This is a genomic window from Azospirillum sp. SYSU D00513 (assembly GCF_017356015.1).
Lineage (GTDB): Bacteria > Pseudomonadota > Alphaproteobacteria > Azospirillales > Azospirillaceae > Azospirillum.
The window spans coordinates 1-18,958 of the sequence record NZ_JAFIQV010000050.1 but is presented as its reverse complement, the minus strand read 5'-3'; the positions used below and the strand labels follow the sequence as shown (position 1 = coordinate 18,958).

At 70.4% G+C, this 18,958-nt stretch carries 19 protein-coding genes; 14 read left to right on the top strand and 5 right to left on the bottom strand.

Going from position 1 to position 18,958, the window contains the following annotated elements; genetic code table 11:
* Positions 1–7: 7 nt before the first annotated feature.
* Positions 8–826, bottom strand: a complete 819-nt coding sequence (locus JUB11_RS27215; RefSeq protein WP_207461938.1) for a 16S rRNA (uracil(1498)-N(3))-methyltransferase — start codon at positions 824–826, stop codon at positions 8–10.
* 148 nt (positions 827–974) lie between these two features.
* Between JUB11_RS27215 and ubiA the strand changes: the two genes are divergently transcribed.
* Positions 975–1,910, top strand: a complete 936-nt coding sequence (ubiA, locus tag JUB11_RS27210; RefSeq protein ID WP_207461937.1) for a 4-hydroxybenzoate octaprenyltransferase — start codon at positions 975–977, stop codon at positions 1,908–1,910.
* A gap of 209 nt (positions 1,911–2,119) precedes the next feature.
* Here ubiA and JUB11_RS27205 read toward each other — a convergent pair whose 3' ends face one another.
* Positions 2,120–2,914, bottom strand: a complete 795-nt coding sequence (locus JUB11_RS27205; RefSeq protein ID WP_348771518.1) for a CHAP domain-containing protein — start codon at positions 2,912–2,914, stop codon at positions 2,120–2,122.
* A gap of 198 nt (positions 2,915–3,112) precedes the next feature.
* Between JUB11_RS27205 and JUB11_RS27200 the strand changes: the two genes are divergently transcribed.
* From JUB11_RS27200 to JUB11_RS27175, 6 genes are all read left to right on the top strand, one after another.
* Entirely contained in the window at positions 3,113–3,769 is a 657-nt protein-coding gene (locus JUB11_RS27200) for a 50S ribosomal protein L11 methyltransferase (protein WP_207461935.1), read from the top strand.
* Between the two features lie 69 nt (positions 3,770–3,838).
* Positions 3,839–4,054 carry a hypothetical protein gene (locus JUB11_RS27195; protein WP_207461934.1) on the top strand — a complete coding sequence of 72 codons (216 nt, stop codon included), beginning with the start codon at positions 3,839–3,841 and terminating at the stop codon, positions 4,052–4,054.
* Positions 4,055–4,137: 83 nt separating this feature from the next.
* On the top strand, positions 4,138–5,649 hold the full coding sequence (locus tag JUB11_RS27190) for a UbiD family decarboxylase (RefSeq protein WP_207461933.1): 1,512 nt from the start codon (positions 4,138–4,140) through the stop codon (positions 5,647–5,649).
* Positions 5,650–5,697: 48 nt separating this feature from the next.
* Complete coding sequence (locus JUB11_RS27185) at positions 5,698–6,792, top strand: DUF3616 domain-containing protein (RefSeq protein WP_207461932.1); 1,095 nt, start codon at positions 5,698–5,700, stop codon at positions 6,790–6,792.
* Positions 6,793–6,885: 93 nt separating this feature from the next.
* On the top strand, positions 6,886–8,094 hold the full coding sequence (locus tag JUB11_RS27180; RefSeq protein ID WP_247887362.1) for a multidrug effflux MFS transporter: 1,209 nt from the start codon (positions 6,886–6,888) through the stop codon (positions 8,092–8,094).
* A gap of 72 nt (positions 8,095–8,166) precedes the next feature.
* Positions 8,167–9,501, top strand: coding sequence for a metallopeptidase TldD-related protein (locus tag JUB11_RS27175; protein WP_207461930.1), 1,335 nt, complete (start codon positions 8,167–8,169; stop codon positions 9,499–9,501).
* 43 nt (positions 9,502–9,544) lie between these two features.
* Here JUB11_RS27175 and JUB11_RS27170 read toward each other — a convergent pair whose 3' ends face one another.
* Positions 9,545–10,030, bottom strand: coding sequence for a hypothetical protein (locus JUB11_RS27170; protein WP_207461929.1), 486 nt, complete (start codon positions 10,028–10,030; stop codon positions 9,545–9,547).
* 312 nt (positions 10,031–10,342) lie between these two features.
* On the opposite strand from JUB11_RS27170, the gene JUB11_RS27165 reads away from it, so the two are divergent.
* The 6 genes from JUB11_RS27165 to JUB11_RS27140 all read left to right on the top strand — a co-directional run bounded on the left by JUB11_RS27165 (position 10,343) and on the right by JUB11_RS27140 (position 15,229).
* Entirely contained in the window at positions 10,343–11,626 is a 1,284-nt protein-coding gene (locus tag JUB11_RS27165; protein WP_207461928.1) for a 3-deoxy-D-manno-octulosonic acid transferase, read from the top strand.
* 23 nt (positions 11,627–11,649) lie between these two features.
* The gene (lpxK, locus tag JUB11_RS27160; protein WP_207461927.1) at positions 11,650–12,630 is read left to right on the top strand and encodes a tetraacyldisaccharide 4'-kinase; all 981 of its coding nucleotides are present in this window, start codon (positions 11,650–11,652) and stop codon (positions 12,628–12,630) included.
* 194 nt (positions 12,631–12,824) lie between these two features.
* Positions 12,825–13,217 carry an NADH:ubiquinone oxidoreductase subunit NDUFA12 gene (locus JUB11_RS27155; RefSeq protein ID WP_207461963.1) on the top strand — a complete coding sequence of 131 codons (393 nt, stop codon included), beginning with the start codon at positions 12,825–12,827 and terminating at the stop codon, positions 13,215–13,217.
* A gap of 30 nt (positions 13,218–13,247) precedes the next feature.
* Positions 13,248–13,736, top strand: a complete 489-nt coding sequence (gene mlaD, locus JUB11_RS27150) for an outer membrane lipid asymmetry maintenance protein MlaD (RefSeq protein WP_207461926.1) — start codon at positions 13,248–13,250, stop codon at positions 13,734–13,736.
* Positions 13,737–13,869: 133 nt separating this feature from the next.
* The gene (locus tag JUB11_RS27145) at positions 13,870–14,646 is read left to right on the top strand and encodes a class I SAM-dependent methyltransferase (protein WP_207461925.1); all 777 of its coding nucleotides are present in this window, start codon (positions 13,870–13,872) and stop codon (positions 14,644–14,646) included.
* A 139-nt stretch (positions 14,647–14,785) separates the two neighbouring features.
* The gene (locus JUB11_RS27140; RefSeq protein WP_348771517.1) at positions 14,786–15,229 is read left to right on the top strand and encodes a DUF2155 domain-containing protein; all 444 of its coding nucleotides are present in this window, start codon (positions 14,786–14,788) and stop codon (positions 15,227–15,229) included.
* 11 nt (positions 15,230–15,240) lie between these two features.
* On the opposite strand, the gene aat is transcribed toward JUB11_RS27140, so the two are convergent.
* Complete coding sequence (gene aat, locus JUB11_RS27135) at positions 15,241–15,879, bottom strand: leucyl/phenylalanyl-tRNA--protein transferase (protein ID WP_207461924.1); 639 nt, start codon at positions 15,877–15,879, stop codon at positions 15,241–15,243.
* Between the two features lie 91 nt (positions 15,880–15,970).
* Here aat and JUB11_RS27130 point away from each other — a divergent pair, with 91 nt between their 5' ends.
* Positions 15,971–16,630 (top strand): ribonuclease T2, encoded by a 660-nt coding sequence (locus JUB11_RS27130; RefSeq protein WP_207461923.1) that lies wholly within the window; start codon positions 15,971–15,973, stop codon positions 16,628–16,630.
* A gap of 63 nt (positions 16,631–16,693) precedes the next feature.
* On the opposite strand, the gene JUB11_RS27125 is transcribed toward JUB11_RS27130, so the two are convergent.
* Positions 16,694–18,589 carry a PAS domain-containing hybrid sensor histidine kinase/response regulator gene (locus JUB11_RS27125; RefSeq protein ID WP_207461922.1) on the bottom strand — a complete coding sequence of 632 codons (1,896 nt, stop codon included), beginning with the start codon at positions 18,587–18,589 and terminating at the stop codon, positions 16,694–16,696.
* Between the last annotated feature and the right edge of the window lie 369 nt (positions 18,590–18,958).

The following is an 18,958-nucleotide window of genomic DNA, read 5'->3' as shown; positions in this document are numbered from 1 at the left end:
CCGCGGATCAGGAATCGGACGGCCCGGCCGCGGGTCGGGCGGATGAGCGGAAGGGCGGGCGCGTATCCTGGCTCCCCGCCGTCCAGTCCCCCGCGTGCGCCTGCCACAGGGCGAGCGCCGCGACCACGGCCGTGTCGGCCCGGAGGATGCGGGGCCCCAGACCGACGGGCACAACAAAGGATAGTTTACTAAATTCGTCAAGTTCCGACTTGTCGAAGCCCCCCTCCGGCCCGACCAGGAAGGCGGCCGGCCCGGCGCCGCGATCCCGCACGGCTTCCGCGATGGGGCGTACGCTTCCAGCCTCGGCGCACAGGTACAGCGTACGTTCCTCCGGCCAGCCGGCCAGCGCCTTCGCCAAGGTCACCGGTTCGGACAGCTCCGGCACGGTCAGCCGTTCGCACTGCTCGGCCGCCTCGATCGCGTTGGCGCGCAGCCGGTCCAGGTTGACGCGGCTGGGATCGGTGCGGCGGGTGAAGACCGGCCAGATGCGCGAGGCACCCAGTTCGCTCGCCTTCTCGGCCACGGAATCGATGCGCGCGCGCTTGATCGGCGCGAAGAGCAGCCAGAGGTCGGGTCCGTCCTCCTGCGGCCGGCGCCGCTCCTCCACGGCCAGCGAGCACCAGCCCTTGCCGAACCCGTCGATGGCCGCCAGCCATTCCCCGTCGCGGCCGTTGAACACGGCGACCAGATCGCCCTTGTCCAGCCGCAGCACGTGGCGCAGGAAATGCGCCCGCTCATGGTCCAGCCCGACGCTCTGCCCCTCGGCCAGCGGGCTTTCGACATAGAGGCGTGTCCTGGGGTTCCGGCTGGTCTGTGCTGCTGACATCGGGCTTCTCCGCTTTGCGCGCGGCACTATAGCGGCAAGTGGCCGCCTGCGGAATGCGCCCGGCGGCGGCCCCGGCGCCTTGCCCCTGCCCCCTCCGACCGCTACCTTCCGCGCCAGTTCGCACCCGATCCCGGAACGGTTTCCGCCCATGGACAGCCAGCCCTCATCCATCGTGCCGCCCGGCGCGCCCGGCTACACCGACATCCATTCAGGGGACTGGATCGACCGATTCGTCCCGGCGGCGGCGCGTCCCTACCTGCGGCTGGCCCGGCTCGACCGCCCGATCGGGACATGGCTGCTGCTCTTCCCCTGCTGGTGGAGCATCGCACTGGCCGGCGGCCTGCCGCCGGATCTTTGGCTGATGGCGCTGTTCGGGCTGGGTGCCGTGGTCATGCGCGGGGCCGGCTGCACGGTCAACGACATCCTCGACCGCAAGTTCGACGCCATGGTCGAGCGCACGCGGTCCCGGCCGATCCCCTCGGGCCAGGTGTCCGTGCGCCAGGCGCTGGCCTTCCTGCTGTTTCAGCTTCTGGTCGGGCTGGCGATCCTGCTGCAGCTCAACCTCGCCAGCGTGGCGCTCGGCGCCCTGTCGCTGGTGCTGGTCTTCACCTATCCCCTGATGAAGCGGATCACCTGGTGGCCGCAGGCCTTCCTGGGGCTGACCTTCAACTGGGGAGCGCTGCTGGGCTGGACCGCCGTGCGCGGTGATCTGGGCTGGCCGGCCCTGGCGCTCTATGTCACCGGCATCGCCTGGACGCTCGGCTACGACACCATCTACGCCCACCAGGACAAGGAGGACGACGCCCGGATCGGGGTGAAGTCCACCGCACTCCGCCTGGGTGCGGCGAGCCGCGCCTGGGTCGGCGGCTTCTACGCGCTGACGGCGGCGGGTCTGGCGGTCACGGGCTGGCTCACAGGACTGGGCGCCTGGTTCTACGCGGGCCTCGCCCTGGCGGCCCTGCAACTCGCCTGGCAGACGGCGGACTGGAAGCCGGACGACCAGGCCGACTGCCTGAGAAAGTTCAAGTCCAACCGGCTGTTCGGCTGGATCCTGCTGGGCGCGGTGCTGGCGGGGCACCTGTAGGGGCGGAGTGCCCCAGCCTTACAGAAGCATTCGTATTCGGAAATCCATCACTTAGCCGTCATCCCCGCGAAAGCGGGGATCCAGGCTTCGCACCCACGCGAAATCACCAACAGTTCTGGATTCCCGCTTGCGCGGGAATGACGGGGAAGTGCTTTGGTCTTGATGGAGCGTTTGGGAGCACAATACGGCGACAGGCCACCCCCAAATCCTCAATCCCGCGCGGCGACCTGTGCCAGGTCGCGGGCGCCCGGCTTGCGGGCCGGGGCTTCGGCCACGCGGTCGCGCTTGGGCGCCGGGGTCTTGGCTGCGCCTTCCGCCGGCTTGCGGCGGGGGGCGACGCTGACGGCCTTCGCCTTGTCCTTGGCGGCGGCCCTCGCGGCGGCGGCCTTGTCCGCCGGCAGCGAGGCGTTGACGATGGCCGGCTTCTTGGCCGGGGCCGGCTTGCCGGGCTTCACCCAGCCGGCGCGGGTCGAGGCCTGGACCAGCTCCTGGCGGGCGGCCTCGCGCCGGGCGGCGCGGCCGGTCGGGGCGACGGAGAAGCTCCGGCGTTCCGGAGCCGCTTCCTCGGCCAGGTCGCTGGCGGCGACCTCGATCACGCGGCCGCGCGGCTCCTCGCCGGCGGGCAGGATGAAGCCGTAGGTCGGGTAGAGGCTCTGGCCGAGCTGGCGGGTCGGCTCGTGCCAGACGCGCACCTCGGACCAGTCGTTGCGCGGCGACACGTCCACCACCCGCATGCCCCGGCGCAGCCCGTGGCCATCGATCCAGGAATGGTCCACCTCGATGGTGCGGCGGTCGATGACCGCGCTGACCAGCGAGACATGGCCACGGCGCATGTGGCTGACGCGTTTGAAGACGAGGACGGAGCCGAGCGAGGGGCGGTTGTCGCGCTCATAACGGCCGGCGGAACGGGCCCACCACATCCAGGCATCGCCCTGGATTGAGAAATCGGATATGGACCGGACCGTCCGGACGCAGTCCTGTGCCAGGGCTTGCGGAGCCAACATAGGGCTAAAGGCGAGGAATGCTGCCAATGACAGGCCAATCGCATATCCCTTCGGCCGCATGCTAACCCCTGTCTCATCGTTATCACGGTCAAGGCTGGGTACCACGGCATATCAGGGATGTCTACACCGCATGACATAAATAAGCCGTGTCAAGACCGAAAATTTTCGCCACAAAACGGCAATAAAAGGGAACATCCGATGAACATCACGCCCGCCGCCGCCTTCGTGCGCGAGAACACGGCGGTCACCGCGACGGCTCTTCTGCCGGAACTGCGGCTTCATCTGGCGACGGAAGTCACGCCGCTGTGGGAAGCGACCGAGGAGACTCTTCAGGCGACGAATGTGCCCCCGCCTTATTGGGCCTTTGCTTGGCCCGGCGGGCAGGCGGTGGCACGGCTGTTGCTGGACCGGCCGGAGCTGGTGGCGGGCAAGAGCGTGCTCGACTTCGCGGCCGGCACCGGGCTTGTGGGCATCGCTGCCGCCATGGCCGGGGCCGCCAGCGTGCGCTCCTGCGACATCGATCCCTTCTCGCTCGCCGCCATCCGGCTGAACGCGGAGCTGAATGGGGTGGCTCTGGAGGCGACGGACGAGGATCTGGTGGATCGCCCGCTGCCCGGAGTCGAGGTCGTGCTGGCCGGCGACGTCTGCTACGAGCGCCCGATGGCCGAGCGGGTCACCCGCTGGCTGCGCGGCGTCGCCGCGGAGGGCACGCTGGTGCTGCTGGGCGATCCGGGCCGCAGCTACGTGCCGACCTCCGGGCTGGAGCGCGTCGGCGCCTACGCCGTGCCGACCTCGCTGGAGCTGGAGGACCGGACGCTGCGCGACACCACGATCTGGCGCCTGCTGCCGGAATAGGCCGGACCAAACCGGCGGGCTCCCCGTTATGCATCGGCATCACTGACGCGAATCTTGGAAGGATCCCGCATGAGCGCCGAACGCATCACCGACGAACGGGTCAGGATCGTCGCCGAGGCCCTGGGCGATGTCGCCGTCTTCGACAAGCACCAGATCGGCGAGGTCGTGACCATCACCCTGCGCGGCCTGCTGGAGGACGTGCGCAGCTTCGACCCGATCTCGGTCGACGAGATCCTGCAGAAGATGGCCCGCCGCGCGCTGGAAACCTACGAGCGGGAGCAGTGAGTGCGGCCGTGAGGCTTCCTCTTGACGGCGGGCCGTGGCTGCCGATGCTAGGCGCCCCTGCCGACTGACCAGACGGATCCCCGATGCCCTACACCTCGTTGCGCGATTTCATGGACCGGCTGGAAAAGGCGGGACGGCTGGTGGTGGTGAAGGAGCCGGTCTCCACCGCGCTGGAAATGACCGAGATCCAGACCCGCCTGCTGGCCGAGGGCGGCCCGGCCGTGCTGTTCGAGAACGTGATCAAGGCCGACGGCACGCGGTCGGAGATGCCGGTGCTGGTCAACCTGTTCGGCACGGTCGAGCGCGTCGCCTGGGGCATGGACCGCGAGCCGCACCAGCTCCGCGCCGTGGGCGAGACGCTGGCCTTCCTGAAGCAGCCGGAACCGCCCGGCGGCTTCCGCGAGGCCCTGGAGATGATCCCGCTCGTCAAGACGGTCCTGTCCATGAAGCCGAAGACCGTCGGCTCCGCCCCCTGCCAGGAGGTGGTGCTTAAGGGCGACGAGGTGGATCTCGGCCGCCTGCCGGTCCAGGGCTGCTGGCCGGGCGAGCCGGCGCCGCTGATCACCTGGCCGCTGGTGGTGACCAAGGGGCCGACCGGCAAGCGCGAGGACGACTTCAATCTCGGCATCTACCGCATGCAGGTGCTGGGCCGGAACAAGACCATCATGCGCTGGCTGAAGCACCGCGGCGGCGCGCAGCACCACCGCCGCTGGGGTGCCAGCGGCAAGCGCGAGCCCCTGCCCTGCGCGGTCGTGCTCGGCGCCGACCCCGGCACCATCCTAGCCGCCGTCACCCCGGTGCCGGACACCCTGTCGGAATACCAGTTCGCCGGGCTGCTGCGCGGCAAGAAGGTGGAGCTGGTGGACTGCAAGACCGTGCCGCTGAAGGTGCCGGCCCAGGCGGAGATCATTCTGGAAGGCCATGTGAGCCTGGAGGAATACGCAGACGAGGGCCCATACGGCGACCACACCGGCTATTACAACTCGGTCGAGCCCTTCCCGGTCTTCACCGTCACCTGCATGACGATGCGGCGCAACCCGATCTATCTTTCGACATTCACCGGCCGCCCGCCCGACGAGCCGTCGGTGCTGGGCGAGGGGCTGAACGAGGTGTTCATCCCGCTGCTGACCCAGCAGTTTCCGGAGATCGTGGATTTCTGGCTGCCGCCGGAGGGATGCTCCTACCGCATCGCGGTGGTCAGCATGAAGAAGGCCTATCCCGGCCATGCCAAGCGCGTGATGATGGGCGTCTGGTCCTTCCTGCGCCAGTTCATGTACACGAAATGGATCATCGTCGTGGACGACGACATCGACGCGCGTGACTGGAAGGACGTGATGTGGGCCATCTCCACCCGCATGGACCCGGCGCGCGACATCACCGTCGTCGAGGGCACGCCCATCGACTATCTGGACTTCGCCAGCCCGGAGTCGGGCCTCGGCGGCAAGGTCGGGCTGGACGCCACCAACAAGTGGCCGCCGGAGACCAAGCGCGAATGGGGCGAGAAGATCCGCATGGACCAGTCCGTCGTGGACGAGGTCACCCGCAAATGGGCCAGCTACGGCCTGCCAGGCAGCGGCAAGCCGATCTGGAAATAAGTCCCGGCCGGAAACGAATCCGACCGGACATACGTCTTGGAGATTTTCATGCAGCACCAGCCCGCCAAGCCCATCAGCACCGTCCGGCTGGAGTTCCGTCAGGGCAGCACCGCCGCGCAGAACCTGTCGGCGGTGGAGCGGGTCGGGCCGTGCCTGTTCGTGGCCTCGGACGAGGGGGCCGGGATCGAGCGGCTGGTGACGCAGGACGGCGCGCTCTACGGCGGGCATCACGGTTTTTCGCTGGCCGACGCCTTCGACCTGCCGGCCGGGGCGGAGGGCGAGGTGGACGTCGAGGGCATGATGGAGGATGACGGCTGGCTGTGGGTGGTCGGCTCGCACAGCCTCGCCCGCCGCAAGCCGAAGCCAGAGCATGACGAAAAAGAGGCGCTGGAACGCCTGACCGAGGTGCGGCGCGACGCCAACCGCTACCTGCTGGGCCGCATCCCGCTGGTGGAAGGCCAGGACGGCCTGCCGGCCCTGGCGGCGGAGGACGGCGAGCGCCGGGCGGGCTGCCTGAAGTTCAAGGACAGCGGCAACGCCCTGACCAAGGCGCTGAGGCGCGACGAGCATCTCGGCCGCTTCCTGGACGTCCCGGCCAAGGAGAACGGCTTCGACATCGAGGGCATCGCCGTGCGCGGCGGGCGCGTCTTTCTCGGCCTGCGCGGGCCGGTGCTGCGCGGCTGGGCCTGCATCCTCGAACTGGAGGTGGAGGCCGGCAAGAAGGGCCAACTGAAGCTGCGCCGCATCGGGCCGGACGGCGAGCGCTTCCGCAAGCATTTCATCGACCTGGACGGGCTGGGCATCCGCGAACTGACCTTCGACGGCGCCGACCTCGTGATCCTCGCCGGCCCGACCATGGACCTGGACGGGCCGGTGACCGTCTGGCGCTGGGCGGACGCCCTGGACGTCAAGCACGAGCGTGTCATTCCGCGCGACCGGCTGAGCCGCGTCATCGACCTGCCCTTCGGCCATGGCACCGACCACGCGGAGGGCATCACCCGCGTCGAGCGCGCGGGCGCCGCCCCCCTGCTGATGGTCGTCTACGACAGCCCGGCGCCGGAACGGGTCAACGGGGCCGTCGTGTTGGCCGACCTCTTCGTCCTGCCATCGCGCTACGACCCGGCGAACGCAACGCTGGCCTGACGCGGGCGGACGGGGCCACGGGCGAAAAGGCCTTTTCGGGAGGGCCGCCGCGCCTGTAGCCTCCCCGCTTCCGCACGCAGCCCACCGGTGCTCATGTCCGCCCTGCCCAGCAAGCCGCCCGTCTGGCTCCTCGTCGCCGCCACGGCGACCGGTCCCCTGGCGCTCAACATGTTCGTTCCGAGCATGCCGCGCCTGCCGGCCGTCTTCGACACCGGCTACGCGATGGTGCAGCTCACCCTGTCGCTGTTCCTGATCGGGGTGGCGGTGGGGCAGCTCGCCTATGGGCCGCTGTCGGACCGGTTCGGGCGGCGGCCGGTGCTGCTCGGCGGGGTGGCGCTCTACGTCGTGGCGAGCCTCGCCTGCGCGCTGGCGCCGAGCATCGGCTTCCTGGTCGCCGGGCGCGTCGCGCAGGCGCTGGGCGGCTGTGCCGGCATGGTCATCGGGCGGGCGGTGGTGCGCGACGCCTGGGGCCGGGACGAGGCGACGCGCGTGCTGGCGATGGTCATCGCCGGCATGGCGGTGGCCCCCATGCTGGGGCCCGCGCTGGGCGGCGTGCTGGACGACTGGATCGGCTGGCGGGCCGGCTTCGTCTTCACCGTGGGCTTCGGGCTGCTGGTGCTGCTGGCGGGGTTCCGCTCCCTGCCGGAGACGAACCGGCAGCCGGTCCCGATCCCGAGCCCGGCCGCCCTCTGGGGCATCTACCGAACGCTGCTGGGCAAGCCGGTCTTCCTCGGCTTCGCCCTGGTCGCGGCGCTGAACACCGCGGGATTCTTCGCCTTCCTGGCCGGCGCGCCCTTCATCATGGTGGACATGCTCGGCCGGTCGGCCAGCGAATACGGAATCGTCTTCATCCTGCTGTCGGTCGGCTACATGGCCGGCAACCTGCTGGTCTCGCGGCTGGCCGGGCGCTGGCGCGGGGAGAGGCTGATGCTGATCGGGCTCGTCCTGTCGCTGACCGGCCCGGCGGTGATGCTGGCGCTGCTGCTGGCCGGCGTCTTCACGCCGCTCGCCCTGTTCCTGCCGGCCACGGTGATGTGCCTGGGCAACGGGCTGGTCATGCCGACCTCCATGTCCGCCGCCATCGGGGTGGAGCCGCGCCTGGCCGGCACCGCCTCGGGGCTGCTGGGCTTCTGCCAGATGGGGATGGGGGCGGCGGTCTCCGCGACCGTCGGCGCGATGAAGGACGGGGAGCCCTTCGTGATGGCCGTCGCGATGGTCCTCATCAACACGCTGGCCTTCGCCGCCTACCGCTTCGCGCGCCGGGGCGCCATGCGGCCGGTGCCGGCCGAAAGTGCCGCCTGACCTCGTCCCCCCTTCCGCTTCTGCGCCGCGCCCCCATTTGCTAGACAAGAAAAAGACCCACCGGAGAGCCGAATGTCCGAGCAGCTGAACCTTCTGGAAGACCTCATCCGCAAGGCGCGCGCCGCCGGCGCCGATGCCGCCGACGCCGTTCTGTTCGACAGCGCGTCCGTGTCGCTGTCGCAGCGGCTGGGCAAGCCGGAGAAGCTGGAGCGTTCGGAATCGGGCGATCTGGGCTTGCGCGTCTTCGTCGGGCGCCGGCAGGCCATCGTCTCCTCCACCGACCGCAGCGCCGAGGCGCTGGGCGCGCTGGTGGAACGCGCCGTCGCCATGGCGCGGGTGGTGCCGGAAGACCCCTTCGCCGGCCTGGCCGACCCCGAGCAACTCTCCCGCAGCCACCCCGACCTCGACATCTGCGATCCGTCGGAGCCCGCGACCGACCGTCTGATCGAGCAGGCGCGCGAGGCCGAGGAGGCGGCGCTCGCCGTCGAGGGCGTGACCAATTCCGAAGGTGCGGACGCCGGCTGGAGCCGCTCCACGGTCGCCATCGCCGCCTCCAACGGCTTCGCGGGAAGCTACGGCGTGTCGCGCCAGTCGCTTTCGGTGTCGGTGCTCGCCGGCACGGGCACGGGCATGGAGCGCGACTACGACTATGACAGCAAGGTCTACGGCTCCGACCTGCGCGCCGCGGCGGAGATCGGGCGCGAGGCCGGCGAGCGCGCCGTGCGCCGCCTGAACCCGCGCAAGGTGAAGAGCACCCGGGTTCCGGTCGTGTTCGATCCCCGCGTCTCGCGCGGGCTGCTCGGCCACCTGCTGGGCGCCATCAGCGGCCCGTCCATCGCGCGCGGCACCAGCTTCCTCAAGGACAAGATGGGCCAGGTGATCTTCCCCGAGGCGATCACGATCATCGACGACCCGCACGTGAAGCGCGGCCTGCGGTCCCGCCCCTTCGACGCGGAGGGCGTGGAGGTCACGCGCCACACCATCATCGACGGGGGCCGGCTGACCACCTGGCTGCTCGACCTGCGCTCGGCCCGCCAGCTCGGCCTGACCACGACGGGCCACGCCTCGCGCGGCACCTCCGGCCCGCCCAGCCCGTCGCCGGCCAACGTCTACATGGCTGCTGGCAAGCGCAGCCGCGCCGACATACTGGCGGAGATCAAGGACGGCTTCTACGTCACCGACCTGATGGGCATGGGCGTCAACGGCGTGACCGGCGACTACAGCCGGGGTGCGGGCGGCTTCTGGATCGAGAACGGGCAAATCACCTACCCGGTCAACGAGATGACCATCGCCGGGAACCTCAAGGAGATGTTCCTGAACATGGAGGCGGCGGACGACCTGGAGCTGCGATTCGGCATGGACGCCCCGACCGTCCGCATCGACGGGCTGACCATCGCGGGCGTGTAACGAAGTGTGGAAGGGGCGCCGGGCGGCGCCCCTTCCGGCCGAGTCAGCGCACCACGCCGCTGACGACCTCGGCCACCGTGCGGTGCACGGCGTCGAGGATCAGCATGTCGGTGCCGACCAGGATGCATTCCCAACCGTTGCGGCAGGCCGGCACCTGCTGGACCAGCACGACCGGGGCCGGCTGGTAGACGACCTCCGGCGGCAGGGCGTGGCCCGGCCGGATCTTCTTCGCGATGCCCGGCGGCAGCGCCGCCGGCCGCAACGGCTGCGCCTGGAAGTAGTTGACGATCACCTCGCGCTGGACCGGCTCTGGACGGCGGGCGTCGTCGTGGCCACCATGGCCCTTGCCGCCATGATCCCTGCCCTGTCCCTTCTCACCATGCCCATGCTTCTCGGGCTTGCCATGCCCTTGGCCCTGCCCGTGTTCCTTGCCATGCCCGTTGCCATGGTCGCTGCCCTTTTCGGCGAGCGCGGGGGTGGCGAGCAGCGTGCACAGAAGCGCTGCGATCAGATGACGGCCTGCGGCCATGGTGCTTTCTCCTTCTCTCCTGCCCTGCCGGGCTTCCGGCCCAGGGCCGGCCTATCCGAAATTTCGGATCAGCCGCCGGTTTAGCGGAAATCCGGGCCGGGGTCGCGCGACATGCCGTGCCCTCGCCGTGGCAAGGGTAAGGCCGGCAGCCGTGCCCCCGCCGCAAAGCCTTACCTTCGCCCCCGCGCGCCATGCTAAGCTGCCGCCGGATGTGTGGGCGGAATGGTGGAATGGCGGAATGCGCCCCGCCTGCCCGCCCCGCCGCCAGACCGTGCCGACGGCACTCACAACCGTATCCGTGTCCCGACCCTGATGCTTCTCTCGCTTTACCGCGGCCTGACCCAGATCGGCGGGCCGGCGGTTCGCCTCTATCTCGACCGCCGCCGGGCCGCCGGCAAGGAAGACAGCGCCCGCAAGGCGGAGCGGTTCGGCACGGCCTCCCGGCCGCGCCCGGCCGGCCCTCTGCTGTGGGTCCATGCGGCGAGCGTGGGAGAGGCGAACTCCGTCCTCGTGCTGATCCGCCGCCTGCTGGAGGAGACGCCGGGCCTGACGGTGCTGATGACGACCGTCACCGTGACCTCGGCGGAATTGATGGCCCGCCGCCTGCCGGCCGGCGCCATCCATCAGTATGTGCCCGTGGACCTGCCGGACGCCGTCGCCCGCTTCCTCGACCATTGGCGCCCCGACGCCGTTCTGTGGACCGAATCGGAGATCTGGCCGAACCTTCTGGGCGAGATCGGCGCGCGCGGCATCCCCGCCGCCCTGATCAACGCCCGCATGTCCGAGCGCTCCTTCGCCCGCTGGCGCCATGTGCAGGGGCTGGCCGGGCGCCTGCTCTCCACCTTCCGGGTGGTGCTGGCGCAGAGCGAAGGCGACGCGGAACGGCTGCGCCGGCTCGGCGCGCCGGGCGTCGTCAGCGTCGGCAACCTGAAATTCTCCGCCGAGCCGCAGCCGGCCCCGGCCGCGGCGCTGGCGGAGTTGAGGGATGCTTGCGCCGGGCGCCCTGTCTGGCTCCACGCCAGCACCCACCCGGGCGAGGAGGAGATCGCCGCCGCCGTGCACGGCTCGGTCGCCGCCCGCCTGCCCGGTCTCCTCACCTTCATCGTGCCGCGCCATCCCCACCGCGGGGAGGCCATCGCGCGGGCCATGCGGGACCGAGGCCTGACCGCCGCCCGCCGTGCCGGCGATGGCTTGCCGGCGCCAGACACCGATGTCTATGTCGCCGACACCATGGGCGAGCTGGGGCTGTTCTGCCGGCTGGCGCCGGCCGTCTGCATGGGCGGTTCGCTGGTGCCGCATGGCGGCCAGAACCCGGTGGAGGCAGCACAGCTCGGCTGCGCGGTCCTGTACGGCCCGCACATGTGGAACTTCGCGGAGATCACCCGTCAGCTCGAGGCGGCGGGCGGCGCCCTGCCCGTGGCCGACGGCGGCCAGCTCGCCGACGCGCTCTTCCGCCTGCTGACCGACGGGGAAGCCCGCGCCCGCGTGGTGGCCGGAGCGGCCCGCGTGACGGAGGAAAACCGGCGCGTGGTGGACCGGGCGCTCGGCGTGCTGGCGCCGCTGCTGGGCGAGGCCGGCATCCGGCCGTCCGCGTGAGGTAGATTCATGAGATCGACGGCATGAGGACGCCCGGCTTCTGGTATGGTACGCCGGACACGGCCAGCCGGTTGATCGCCCGGTCACTCGCCCCGTTCGGCGCGCTCTACGGCCTTGCCGGGCGGCTGCGCATGGCGGCGGCGACGCCTTACCGGGCGGATATCCCGGTGGTCTGCGTCGGCAACCTCGTGGCCGGAGGGGCCGGCAAGACGCCCGTGGCTCTGGCGCTGCTGGAGGCGCTGAAGGCGCGCGGGATCGCGGCCCACGCCCTGACGCGCGGCCATGGCGGGACGGAAAGGGGACCGCTGCGCGTCGATCCGGCCCGCCACGGCCCCGTGGAGGTGGGGGACGAGGCGCTGCTGCTGGCCGCCGCGGCGCCTTGCTGGGTCGCCCGCGACCGCGCCGCCGGCGCCCGCGCCGCGGCGGCGCAGGGCGCGCCGGCCTTGGTGATGGACGATGGCTTCCAGAATCCCGGCCTCGCCAAGGACCTGTCGCTGATCGTCGTGGATGGTGCCGCCGGTTTCGGCAACGGCCTCCTGATACCGGCCGGCCCCTTGCGGGAGCCCGTCGCGTGGGGGCTCGCCCGCGCCGACGCCATGGTGGTGGTGGGCGAGGACAGGACGGGCGTCGCCGGTCTGGCCGGCAGCCTTCCCGTCCTGCACGCCCGTCTTGAGCCGGACGGCGCGGGCGATCTCGCCGGTCGCCCGGTGCTCGCCTTCGCCGGGATCGGCCGGCCGGAGAAGTTCTTCGCCACGCTGGAGGCGGCCGGCGCCCGCATCGTCGAGCGCGCCGCCTTCGCCGACCATCACCCTTACCGCGCAGGGGAGATCGCGCGCCTGCTGGAGCGGGCCGGGGATCTGGGGGCGCTGCCCGTCACCACGGCCAAGGACGCCGTCCGGCTGGACCTGGAGGCCCGCGCGCGGGTGCGCGTCCTGCCGGTCCGCGCCGTCTGGCGGAACACAGGAGCGCTCGACGCGCTTCTCGACCGGCTCATGGTTCTCTGAAACCGTTCCTGCGGGAACCCTTAGGCGCCGAAGCCTTTGCCGAGGCGCGAAAAGCAGGCTGCAAGCCGTTCAAGGGCTGTGGACGGCGGACGGCCGGGCTGTCATAGTGCCGCCCGCGTTACAGACCGGGGTTCCGTAGGATCCGACCGGCCGGGCCGGCGGGCAGAGCACCGCGAGAAACACCGCGAGACATGATGAGCGAAAAGATCTCCCTGATCACCTGGATGGCGAACATCCACATCCGCTACATGACCTGGCGCATGGGCGAGAAGGTCGGCGTGGACCGCTTCGGCAACGTCTATTACCGGAGCAAGACCGTCAAGCCGGGCCGGCGGGAGCGCCGCTGGGTGATGTACAACGGCGAGCCGGAAGCGTCGAAGGTGCCGCCGGAATGGCACGGTTGGCTGCACCACATGACCAAGGATCCCCTCCCGGAGGGAAGCAGCCCCTTCCACAAGCCCTGGCAGCTCGAGCACATGCCCAACCCGTCGGGTTCGGCGCAGGCCTACCGGCCGCCCGGCCATGTGCTCGCCGGCGGGCAGCGCGTCCGCGCCACCGGCGATTACGAGCCCTGGACGCCGGGCTGACCGGCCCGGCACTCGCATTAGGAACCGTCAATGCGCCGCAATGTGATCGAAACCGTTCTGGGCGGCGTCGTCCTCGCCGTCGCCGCCTTCTTCCTCGTCTTCGCCTACCGGAGTGCCGATCTGCGCCGGGTCGACGGCTATGAGGTGACCGCGAGCTTCAGCAGCATTTCCGGGCTGCAGAGCGGGGCGGACGTGCGAATCAGCGGCGTGAAGGTGGGCTCCGTCACCGGCCTGACGCTGGACGACAAGACCTACCAGGCTGTGGTCCACCTCTCGGTCGATCCGGCCATCAAGCTGCCGAAGGACACCGCCGCGATCGTGGCGTCCGAGAGCCTGCTGGGCGGCAAGTATCTCCAGCTGGAACCGGGTGGCGATCCCGACATGATCGAGCCGAACGGCCGGATCGAGTACACCCAGAGCACCCCCGGCCTCGAACAGCTGCTGGGCCAGGTGATCTTCTCGCTTCAGGGCAACAAGGGCGGCGACCAGCCCCCCGCGGCCGAACCGCCGCGGATGTGACGCCGGCAGGACAACGGTGAATGCGGACAGGGGCCTTCGGGCCCCTGTTTTCGTTTCCGGCCCACTGTCAGCCAGACATTCGTTTGCGATCCGGAATGACCGAGCACCCGTTCCGCTACCGAAAGGACCAGCCATGACCGACGACTCCGGCGGGAACGCTGCCGGGCAGCGCTGGGAAGCGGCCGGATACCGGCACCACGCTGGCTTCGTGCCGGAACTGGGCATGCCGGTTCTGGAGCTTCTGGCGCCGAAGCCGGGCGAGCGCATCCTCGACCTCGGATGCGGCGACGGCACGCTGACGGAGCGGCTGGCCGCATCGGGCGCGGCGGTGACGGGCGCGGATTCGAGCCCGGACCTCCTGGCGGCCGCCAGGGCGCGCGGCCTCGACGTCCGGCTGATGGACGGCCATGCCCTGTCCTTCGACGCGGAGTTCGACGCCGTCTTCTCCAACGCCGCCCTGCACTGGATGAAGGACCCGGACACCGTCATCGCCGGCGTCGCCCGCGCGCTGAAGCCCGGCGGGCGCTTCGTGGGCGAGTTCGGCGGGGCCGGCAACGTGGGCCGGATCGTCGCGGCGCTGAAAGACGCGCTCGCCCGGCGCGGCCTTGACGGCGCCGCCGCGAACCCCTGGTACTTTCCAACCGCCGAGGAGTACCGGGGCCGGCTGGAGGCGGCGGGCTTCACGGTCGCCACGATCCACCTGATCCCCCGCCCCACCCCCCTGCCGACCGACATGGCCGGCTGGCTCGGCACCTTCGCGCAGAGCTTCCTGAACCCCGTGCGGGAGGCGGAACGCGCCGCGCTGCTGGCCGAGCTGCTCGACCGTCTGGCGCCGGAGCTGCGGGACGCGGGGGGACGCTGGACCGACGATTACGTCCGGCTGCGCTTTGCCGCCGTGAAGCCATACTGATCGTTCCTGATACAGAATGACCAAGCGGCCGGTCCAGCTGCCCAGGCGGCAGTGGACGGACAGGCGCTTCCGGTATATCAGGACGGCGGCGAAGCCGAGGCTTCGCCGCCCCAGGCCGACAGCATGGAAGCGACGGGACGTGACGACGATCAGGCAACCCACTTTCAGGAACGGCTGCACGGCCCTTGCGGCGGCCCTTCTGCTCCTCCCGGCCCTCGCCGGGGCGGCGCCGGTGCCGGAGCAGATGGTGGAACGCCCCGCCGCCAAGCTCCAGGGTCTGGACAAGGTCACCGCCCGCACCTCCACCTTCTCGCTGGCGGTCGGCGACACCAAGCTGTTCGGCAGCCTGCGCGTCACCCTGCGCGCCTGCCGGGAGAACCCGCCGATCGAGACGCCGGAATCGGCGGCCTTCCTGGAGGTCGTGGAAACCCAGCAGGACGAGGAGGCGAAGCCCGTCTTCCGCGGCTGGATGTTCGCCTCCAGCCCCGCCCTGTCGGCGATGGAACACCCCGTCTACGACGTGTGGGTCCTGTCCTGCGAGGGCGGGAACGACGCGCCCCCCGCCGCACCGGCGCCGCAGTGATCCGCTGACCCTTACCCTCGCGCCAGCAGCGCCTCCACGGCGGCCCCCTGGTCGAGGCCGGCGAAGACCGCCGGACGCGCGATAGCGGCGGCGAGGCGGCGGCGGTAAAGGACGCGCGGGATCTCCACCGCGCCGAACTGGCTCAGATGGTCGGTGACGAACTGGGTGTCGAGCAGGCTGTAGCCGCCGGCCAGCAGCCGCGCCACGAGATGCACCAGCGCCACCTTGCTAGCGTCGGTCTCCCGGCTGAACATGCTCTCCCCGAAGAAGGCGCCGCCCAGCGACACGCCGTAGAGCCCGCCGACCATGCGGCCGTCGCGCCAGCATTCCACGCTGTGGGCATGCCCAGCCTGGGCCAATTCGGTGTAGAGGCGCAGGATGTCGGCGTTGATCCAGGTCTTCGGCCGGTCGGCGGTGGGCTCCGCGCAGGCTTCCATCACCGCGCGGAAGGCGGTGTCGAACCGGACCTCGAAGACTCCGCGGCGGACGGTCTTACGCAGCTTGCGGGGCACGTGGAACCCGTCGAGCGGCAGGACGCCGCGCATCTCCGGGTCGAACCAGTACAACTCCGCTGCCTCGGCGCTGTCGGCCATGGGAAAGACGCCGGCGGCGTAGGCGCGCAGGAGAAGGGATGCGGACAGTTCGATCATGCCGCCATCATAGCGGCTTCCCCGCGACGGCGACACGGGACCATGCTAAGGATCAAGGAACCCAAAGGGAGCACAGCGGGAGGATGGGCGCATGAGAGCGATCTTCGGACCGGCGGCGGCCCTGGCCGTCTGCCTCGCGGCGGCAGCCGCCGCATTTCCCGCCCGCGCACAGGAAGCGGCGGAGCCCGGCGCCTTCGACTATTACCTGCTGAGCCTCTCCTGGTCGCCGGCCCACTGCGCCGAGGCCGGCGAGAGGGCCGACCCGACCCAATGCGGCGTCGGACGCCGCTTCGGCTTCATCGTGCACGGGCTGTGGCCGCAGCATGTGGGCGGCGGCTATCCGGCCAATTGCGCCACCGACCGCACGGTCCCCGACAGCGTCGTGGAGAGCACTCTTCCCGTCATGCCGAGCGCCCGCCTGATCCGCCACCAGTGGCGCAAGCACGGAAGCTGCTCCGGGCTGCCGGTGGCCGACTATTTCGCGAAGACCCGCGCGGCCCATGGGGCGCTGAAGGTGCCCGAGCCGCTGAACGGCTCGAACGTGGGCCGGGATCTTCCCGCGCGGGAGGTGGAGCGGCTGTTCGTCGAGGCCAACCCCGGCCTGACCCCGGACCGGATCGCGCTGGTCTGCCGCAAGAAGGCCCTGACCGAGGTGCGCCTGTGCCTCGGCAAGGACCTTGCCTTCACCGACTGCGGCCGCAAGGTCGAGGACCGATGCGGACGGGACGCGATGCTCAAGGCATCACGATAGCGACATCACGATAAGGGACATCACGGTAAGGGCATCACAATAGGAACGTCGGGGCAGGAAGGCCTATTCCCCGGCGGCCCCTGCGGCGGAGCCGGGCCGCACCCGGTTCACCCGTGCCTTCAGCTCCGGCGGGGTGTAGGGCTTCGGCAGCATCTCGTAGCCGCGCCCGGCGGCTTCGTCGCCGCCCACGGCGTGGCCCGCGAAGCCCGAGGTCAGCAGGACGGCGATTCCCGGCCGCATCCGCTGCGCCTGCTGGGCGAGTTCGGCGCCGTTCATGCCAGGCGGCATGACGATGTCGCTGAACAGGAGGTCGATCGGGTCGCCCCCCTGCAGGATGCCCAGCGCCTCGTTCGCGTTGGCGGCTTCGCTGACGCTGTGACCCCAGTCAGCCAGCAGCGCCGAGGCGGCCATCCGGATCATGGGGTCGTCCTCGACCAGCAGGATGGACAGCGGCCCGCTTGTACCCTGGCTCGTTTCGGGTTTGGAATGATCCATGCGCAGCACGCGCGTGGCCGGCAGCCGCACGGTGACGGTGGTGCCCTGGCCAAGCGCGCTGCGCAGCGTCAGCGTGCCCCCGTGCAGTTCGACGAGCCGGCGGGTCAGGGGCAGGCCAAGGCCCGTGCCCTCCATTTCATGGTTCATCGGAGTTTCGACCCGGACATAGGCCTGGAGCACGCGCTCCACGTCCTTTTCCGGGATGCCGACCCCGTTGTCGGCGACCTCGATCAGCAGCGTGCCGTCCCCATCCAACCGACCGGACACCCGCACTTCGCCGCCGGCCTGGGTGTATTTCACGGCGTTGGAGATCAGGTTCAGCAGGATCTGCCGGATCCGCTTCTCGTCGCCGCGCAGGAAGCGGGCTTCCGGTGCGACGGCACCGGACAGCCGCACGCCGGCACGGCCCGAGCGGGGCGTCAGCATGCGCTGGGCGAAGGCGACGGCGGCCTCCAGGTCCAGCATGTCCTCCTGCACGGTGAGCTGTCCGGCTTCGGCGCGCGCGTGATCCAGGATCTCGTTGATCAGCTCCAGCAGATGCTGGCCCGAGTCGCGGATGTTCAGCGCGAAATCCCGGTAGAGATCGACCCCGACGGGTCCTTGGGTTTCCTTGGCGATCAGGTCGGCGAAGCCGATCACCGCGTTCAGCGGTGTGCGCAGCTCGTGGCTCAGCCCCGCCAGGAAGGCCCCCTTGGCCTGGTTGGCGCTTTCCGCCGCCGCGCGGGCGGCATCGGCCTCCTCCTTCGCTCGCCGCAGATCGGCGGTGAGCCGGGACACGTCGGAGATGTCCGTCAGCGTGACCAGACGGAACAGGCGGCCCTGCGGGTCGGCGACCTGCGAGGCCGCCGCGAGGACCGCGCGCTCCTGGCCGTCCTTGCGGCGGACCCGCCCTTCGACGAAGCCCTGCCGCAGGTTGCCGGACAGGAAATCGCGCCACTGTTCGGCCGCGCCCTGCCCGCCTTCCTCCCCGTCGGGCGACAGTTCCAGGATGTCGCGACCCAGAAGGTCCTCTTCGGTGCGGCCGAAGAGCGTACAGCAGGCGCCGTTCACCCGCACGAAGCGCCGGTCGGGGCCGAGCAGGGCGATAGCGGTCTGGGCTTGGTCCAGCAGGACCGACATGAAAGCCGCGTTCGCGCGGTCCTGCTCGGCGCCACGGCGCGCGATGTGCTGAAGGAACCCCACCAGCAGCGCGGTGGCCGGGAACACCGCCGCCAGCACCGCGACCCGTTCGAGGTTGACCGGCGTGTAGGAGAGGACCTGCCCCGTCGTGGAGAAGAACCAGGCGGCATGGCCCAGCCCGATCAGCGCGCTGGCCAGCGCGGGGGCGATGCCGCCCAGGAACCCGGACAGCACGACCGTCATCAGCGAGATCACGGCCGGATTCGGCACCGGGTTCCCGGCGAGTTCGAGCAGGACGAGGAGCGCGACCACGGCGGCCGTGCAGGGGACGCCGCTCCACCGCACCCAGGGACGCTCGGCAAATAGAGCAACGCGCGAGGATAATGGATTTGAGGAAAAAACCACGCTACGCCTGCTCACATATCAGTAAAGTTGCCGCACACGACACAACAACCAAGACCAAGGCGATGTTGCCTCGCCTTCCTGGCAGATCCTTCGTCCATGGCGGCAGGAACACACGCAGGAACGACTGGCCCCGTTGCTGGAACCCTGCAGCGTTTCCGGCGCGGGAGGCACGCTTCCGGCCGGGGACGGTACGGTTGCATAGTCCGGCGCCCGAGACAACCAATCGGGATAGGGGGCGATCCTAGTGGACCGCACCCCTCCCACACCACCCGGCATGCGGGTCCGCACCGGGCGGTTCGAGGAGTTGAG

Bases quoted from the DNA above. Each gene is read 5' to 3' on its own strand.
- JUB11_RS27215 (WP_207461938.1), bottom strand. From the start codon at position 826: ATGTCAGCAGCACAGACCAGCCGGAACCCCAGGACACGCCTCTATGTC.
- ubiA (WP_207461937.1), top strand. From the start codon at position 975: ATGGACAGCCAGCCCTCATCCATCGTGCCGCCCGGCGCGCCCGGCTAC.
- JUB11_RS27205 (WP_348771518.1), bottom strand. From the start codon at position 2,914: ATGTTGGCTCCGCAAGCCCTGGCACAGGACTGCGTCCGGACGGTCCGG.
- JUB11_RS27200 (WP_207461935.1), top strand. From the start codon at position 3,113: ATGAACATCACGCCCGCCGCCGCCTTCGTGCGCGAGAACACGGCGGTC.
- JUB11_RS27195 (WP_207461934.1), top strand. From the start codon at position 3,839: ATGAGCGCCGAACGCATCACCGACGAACGGGTCAGGATCGTCGCCGAG.
- JUB11_RS27190 (WP_207461933.1), top strand. From the start codon at position 4,138: ATGCCCTACACCTCGTTGCGCGATTTCATGGACCGGCTGGAAAAGGCG.
- JUB11_RS27185 (WP_207461932.1), top strand. From the start codon at position 5,698: ATGCAGCACCAGCCCGCCAAGCCCATCAGCACCGTCCGGCTGGAGTTC.
- JUB11_RS27180 (WP_247887362.1), top strand. From the start codon at position 6,886: ATGTCCGCCCTGCCCAGCAAGCCGCCCGTCTGGCTCCTCGTCGCCGCC.
- JUB11_RS27175 (WP_207461930.1), top strand. From the start codon at position 8,167: ATGTCCGAGCAGCTGAACCTTCTGGAAGACCTCATCCGCAAGGCGCGC.
- JUB11_RS27170 (WP_207461929.1), bottom strand. From the start codon at position 10,030: ATGGCCGCAGGCCGTCATCTGATCGCAGCGCTTCTGTGCACGCTGCTC.
- JUB11_RS27165 (WP_207461928.1), top strand. From the start codon at position 10,343: ATGCTTCTCTCGCTTTACCGCGGCCTGACCCAGATCGGCGGGCCGGCG.
- lpxK (WP_207461927.1), top strand. From the start codon at position 11,650: ATGAGGACGCCCGGCTTCTGGTATGGTACGCCGGACACGGCCAGCCGG.
- JUB11_RS27155 (WP_207461963.1), top strand. From the start codon at position 12,825: ATGAGCGAAAAGATCTCCCTGATCACCTGGATGGCGAACATCCACATC.
- mlaD (WP_207461926.1), top strand. From the start codon at position 13,248: ATGCGCCGCAATGTGATCGAAACCGTTCTGGGCGGCGTCGTCCTCGCC.
- JUB11_RS27145 (WP_207461925.1), top strand. From the start codon at position 13,870: ATGACCGACGACTCCGGCGGGAACGCTGCCGGGCAGCGCTGGGAAGCG.
- aat (WP_207461924.1), bottom strand. From the start codon at position 15,879: ATGATCGAACTGTCCGCATCCCTTCTCCTGCGCGCCTACGCCGCCGGC.
- JUB11_RS27130 (WP_207461923.1), top strand. From the start codon at position 15,971: ATGAGAGCGATCTTCGGACCGGCGGCGGCCCTGGCCGTCTGCCTCGCG.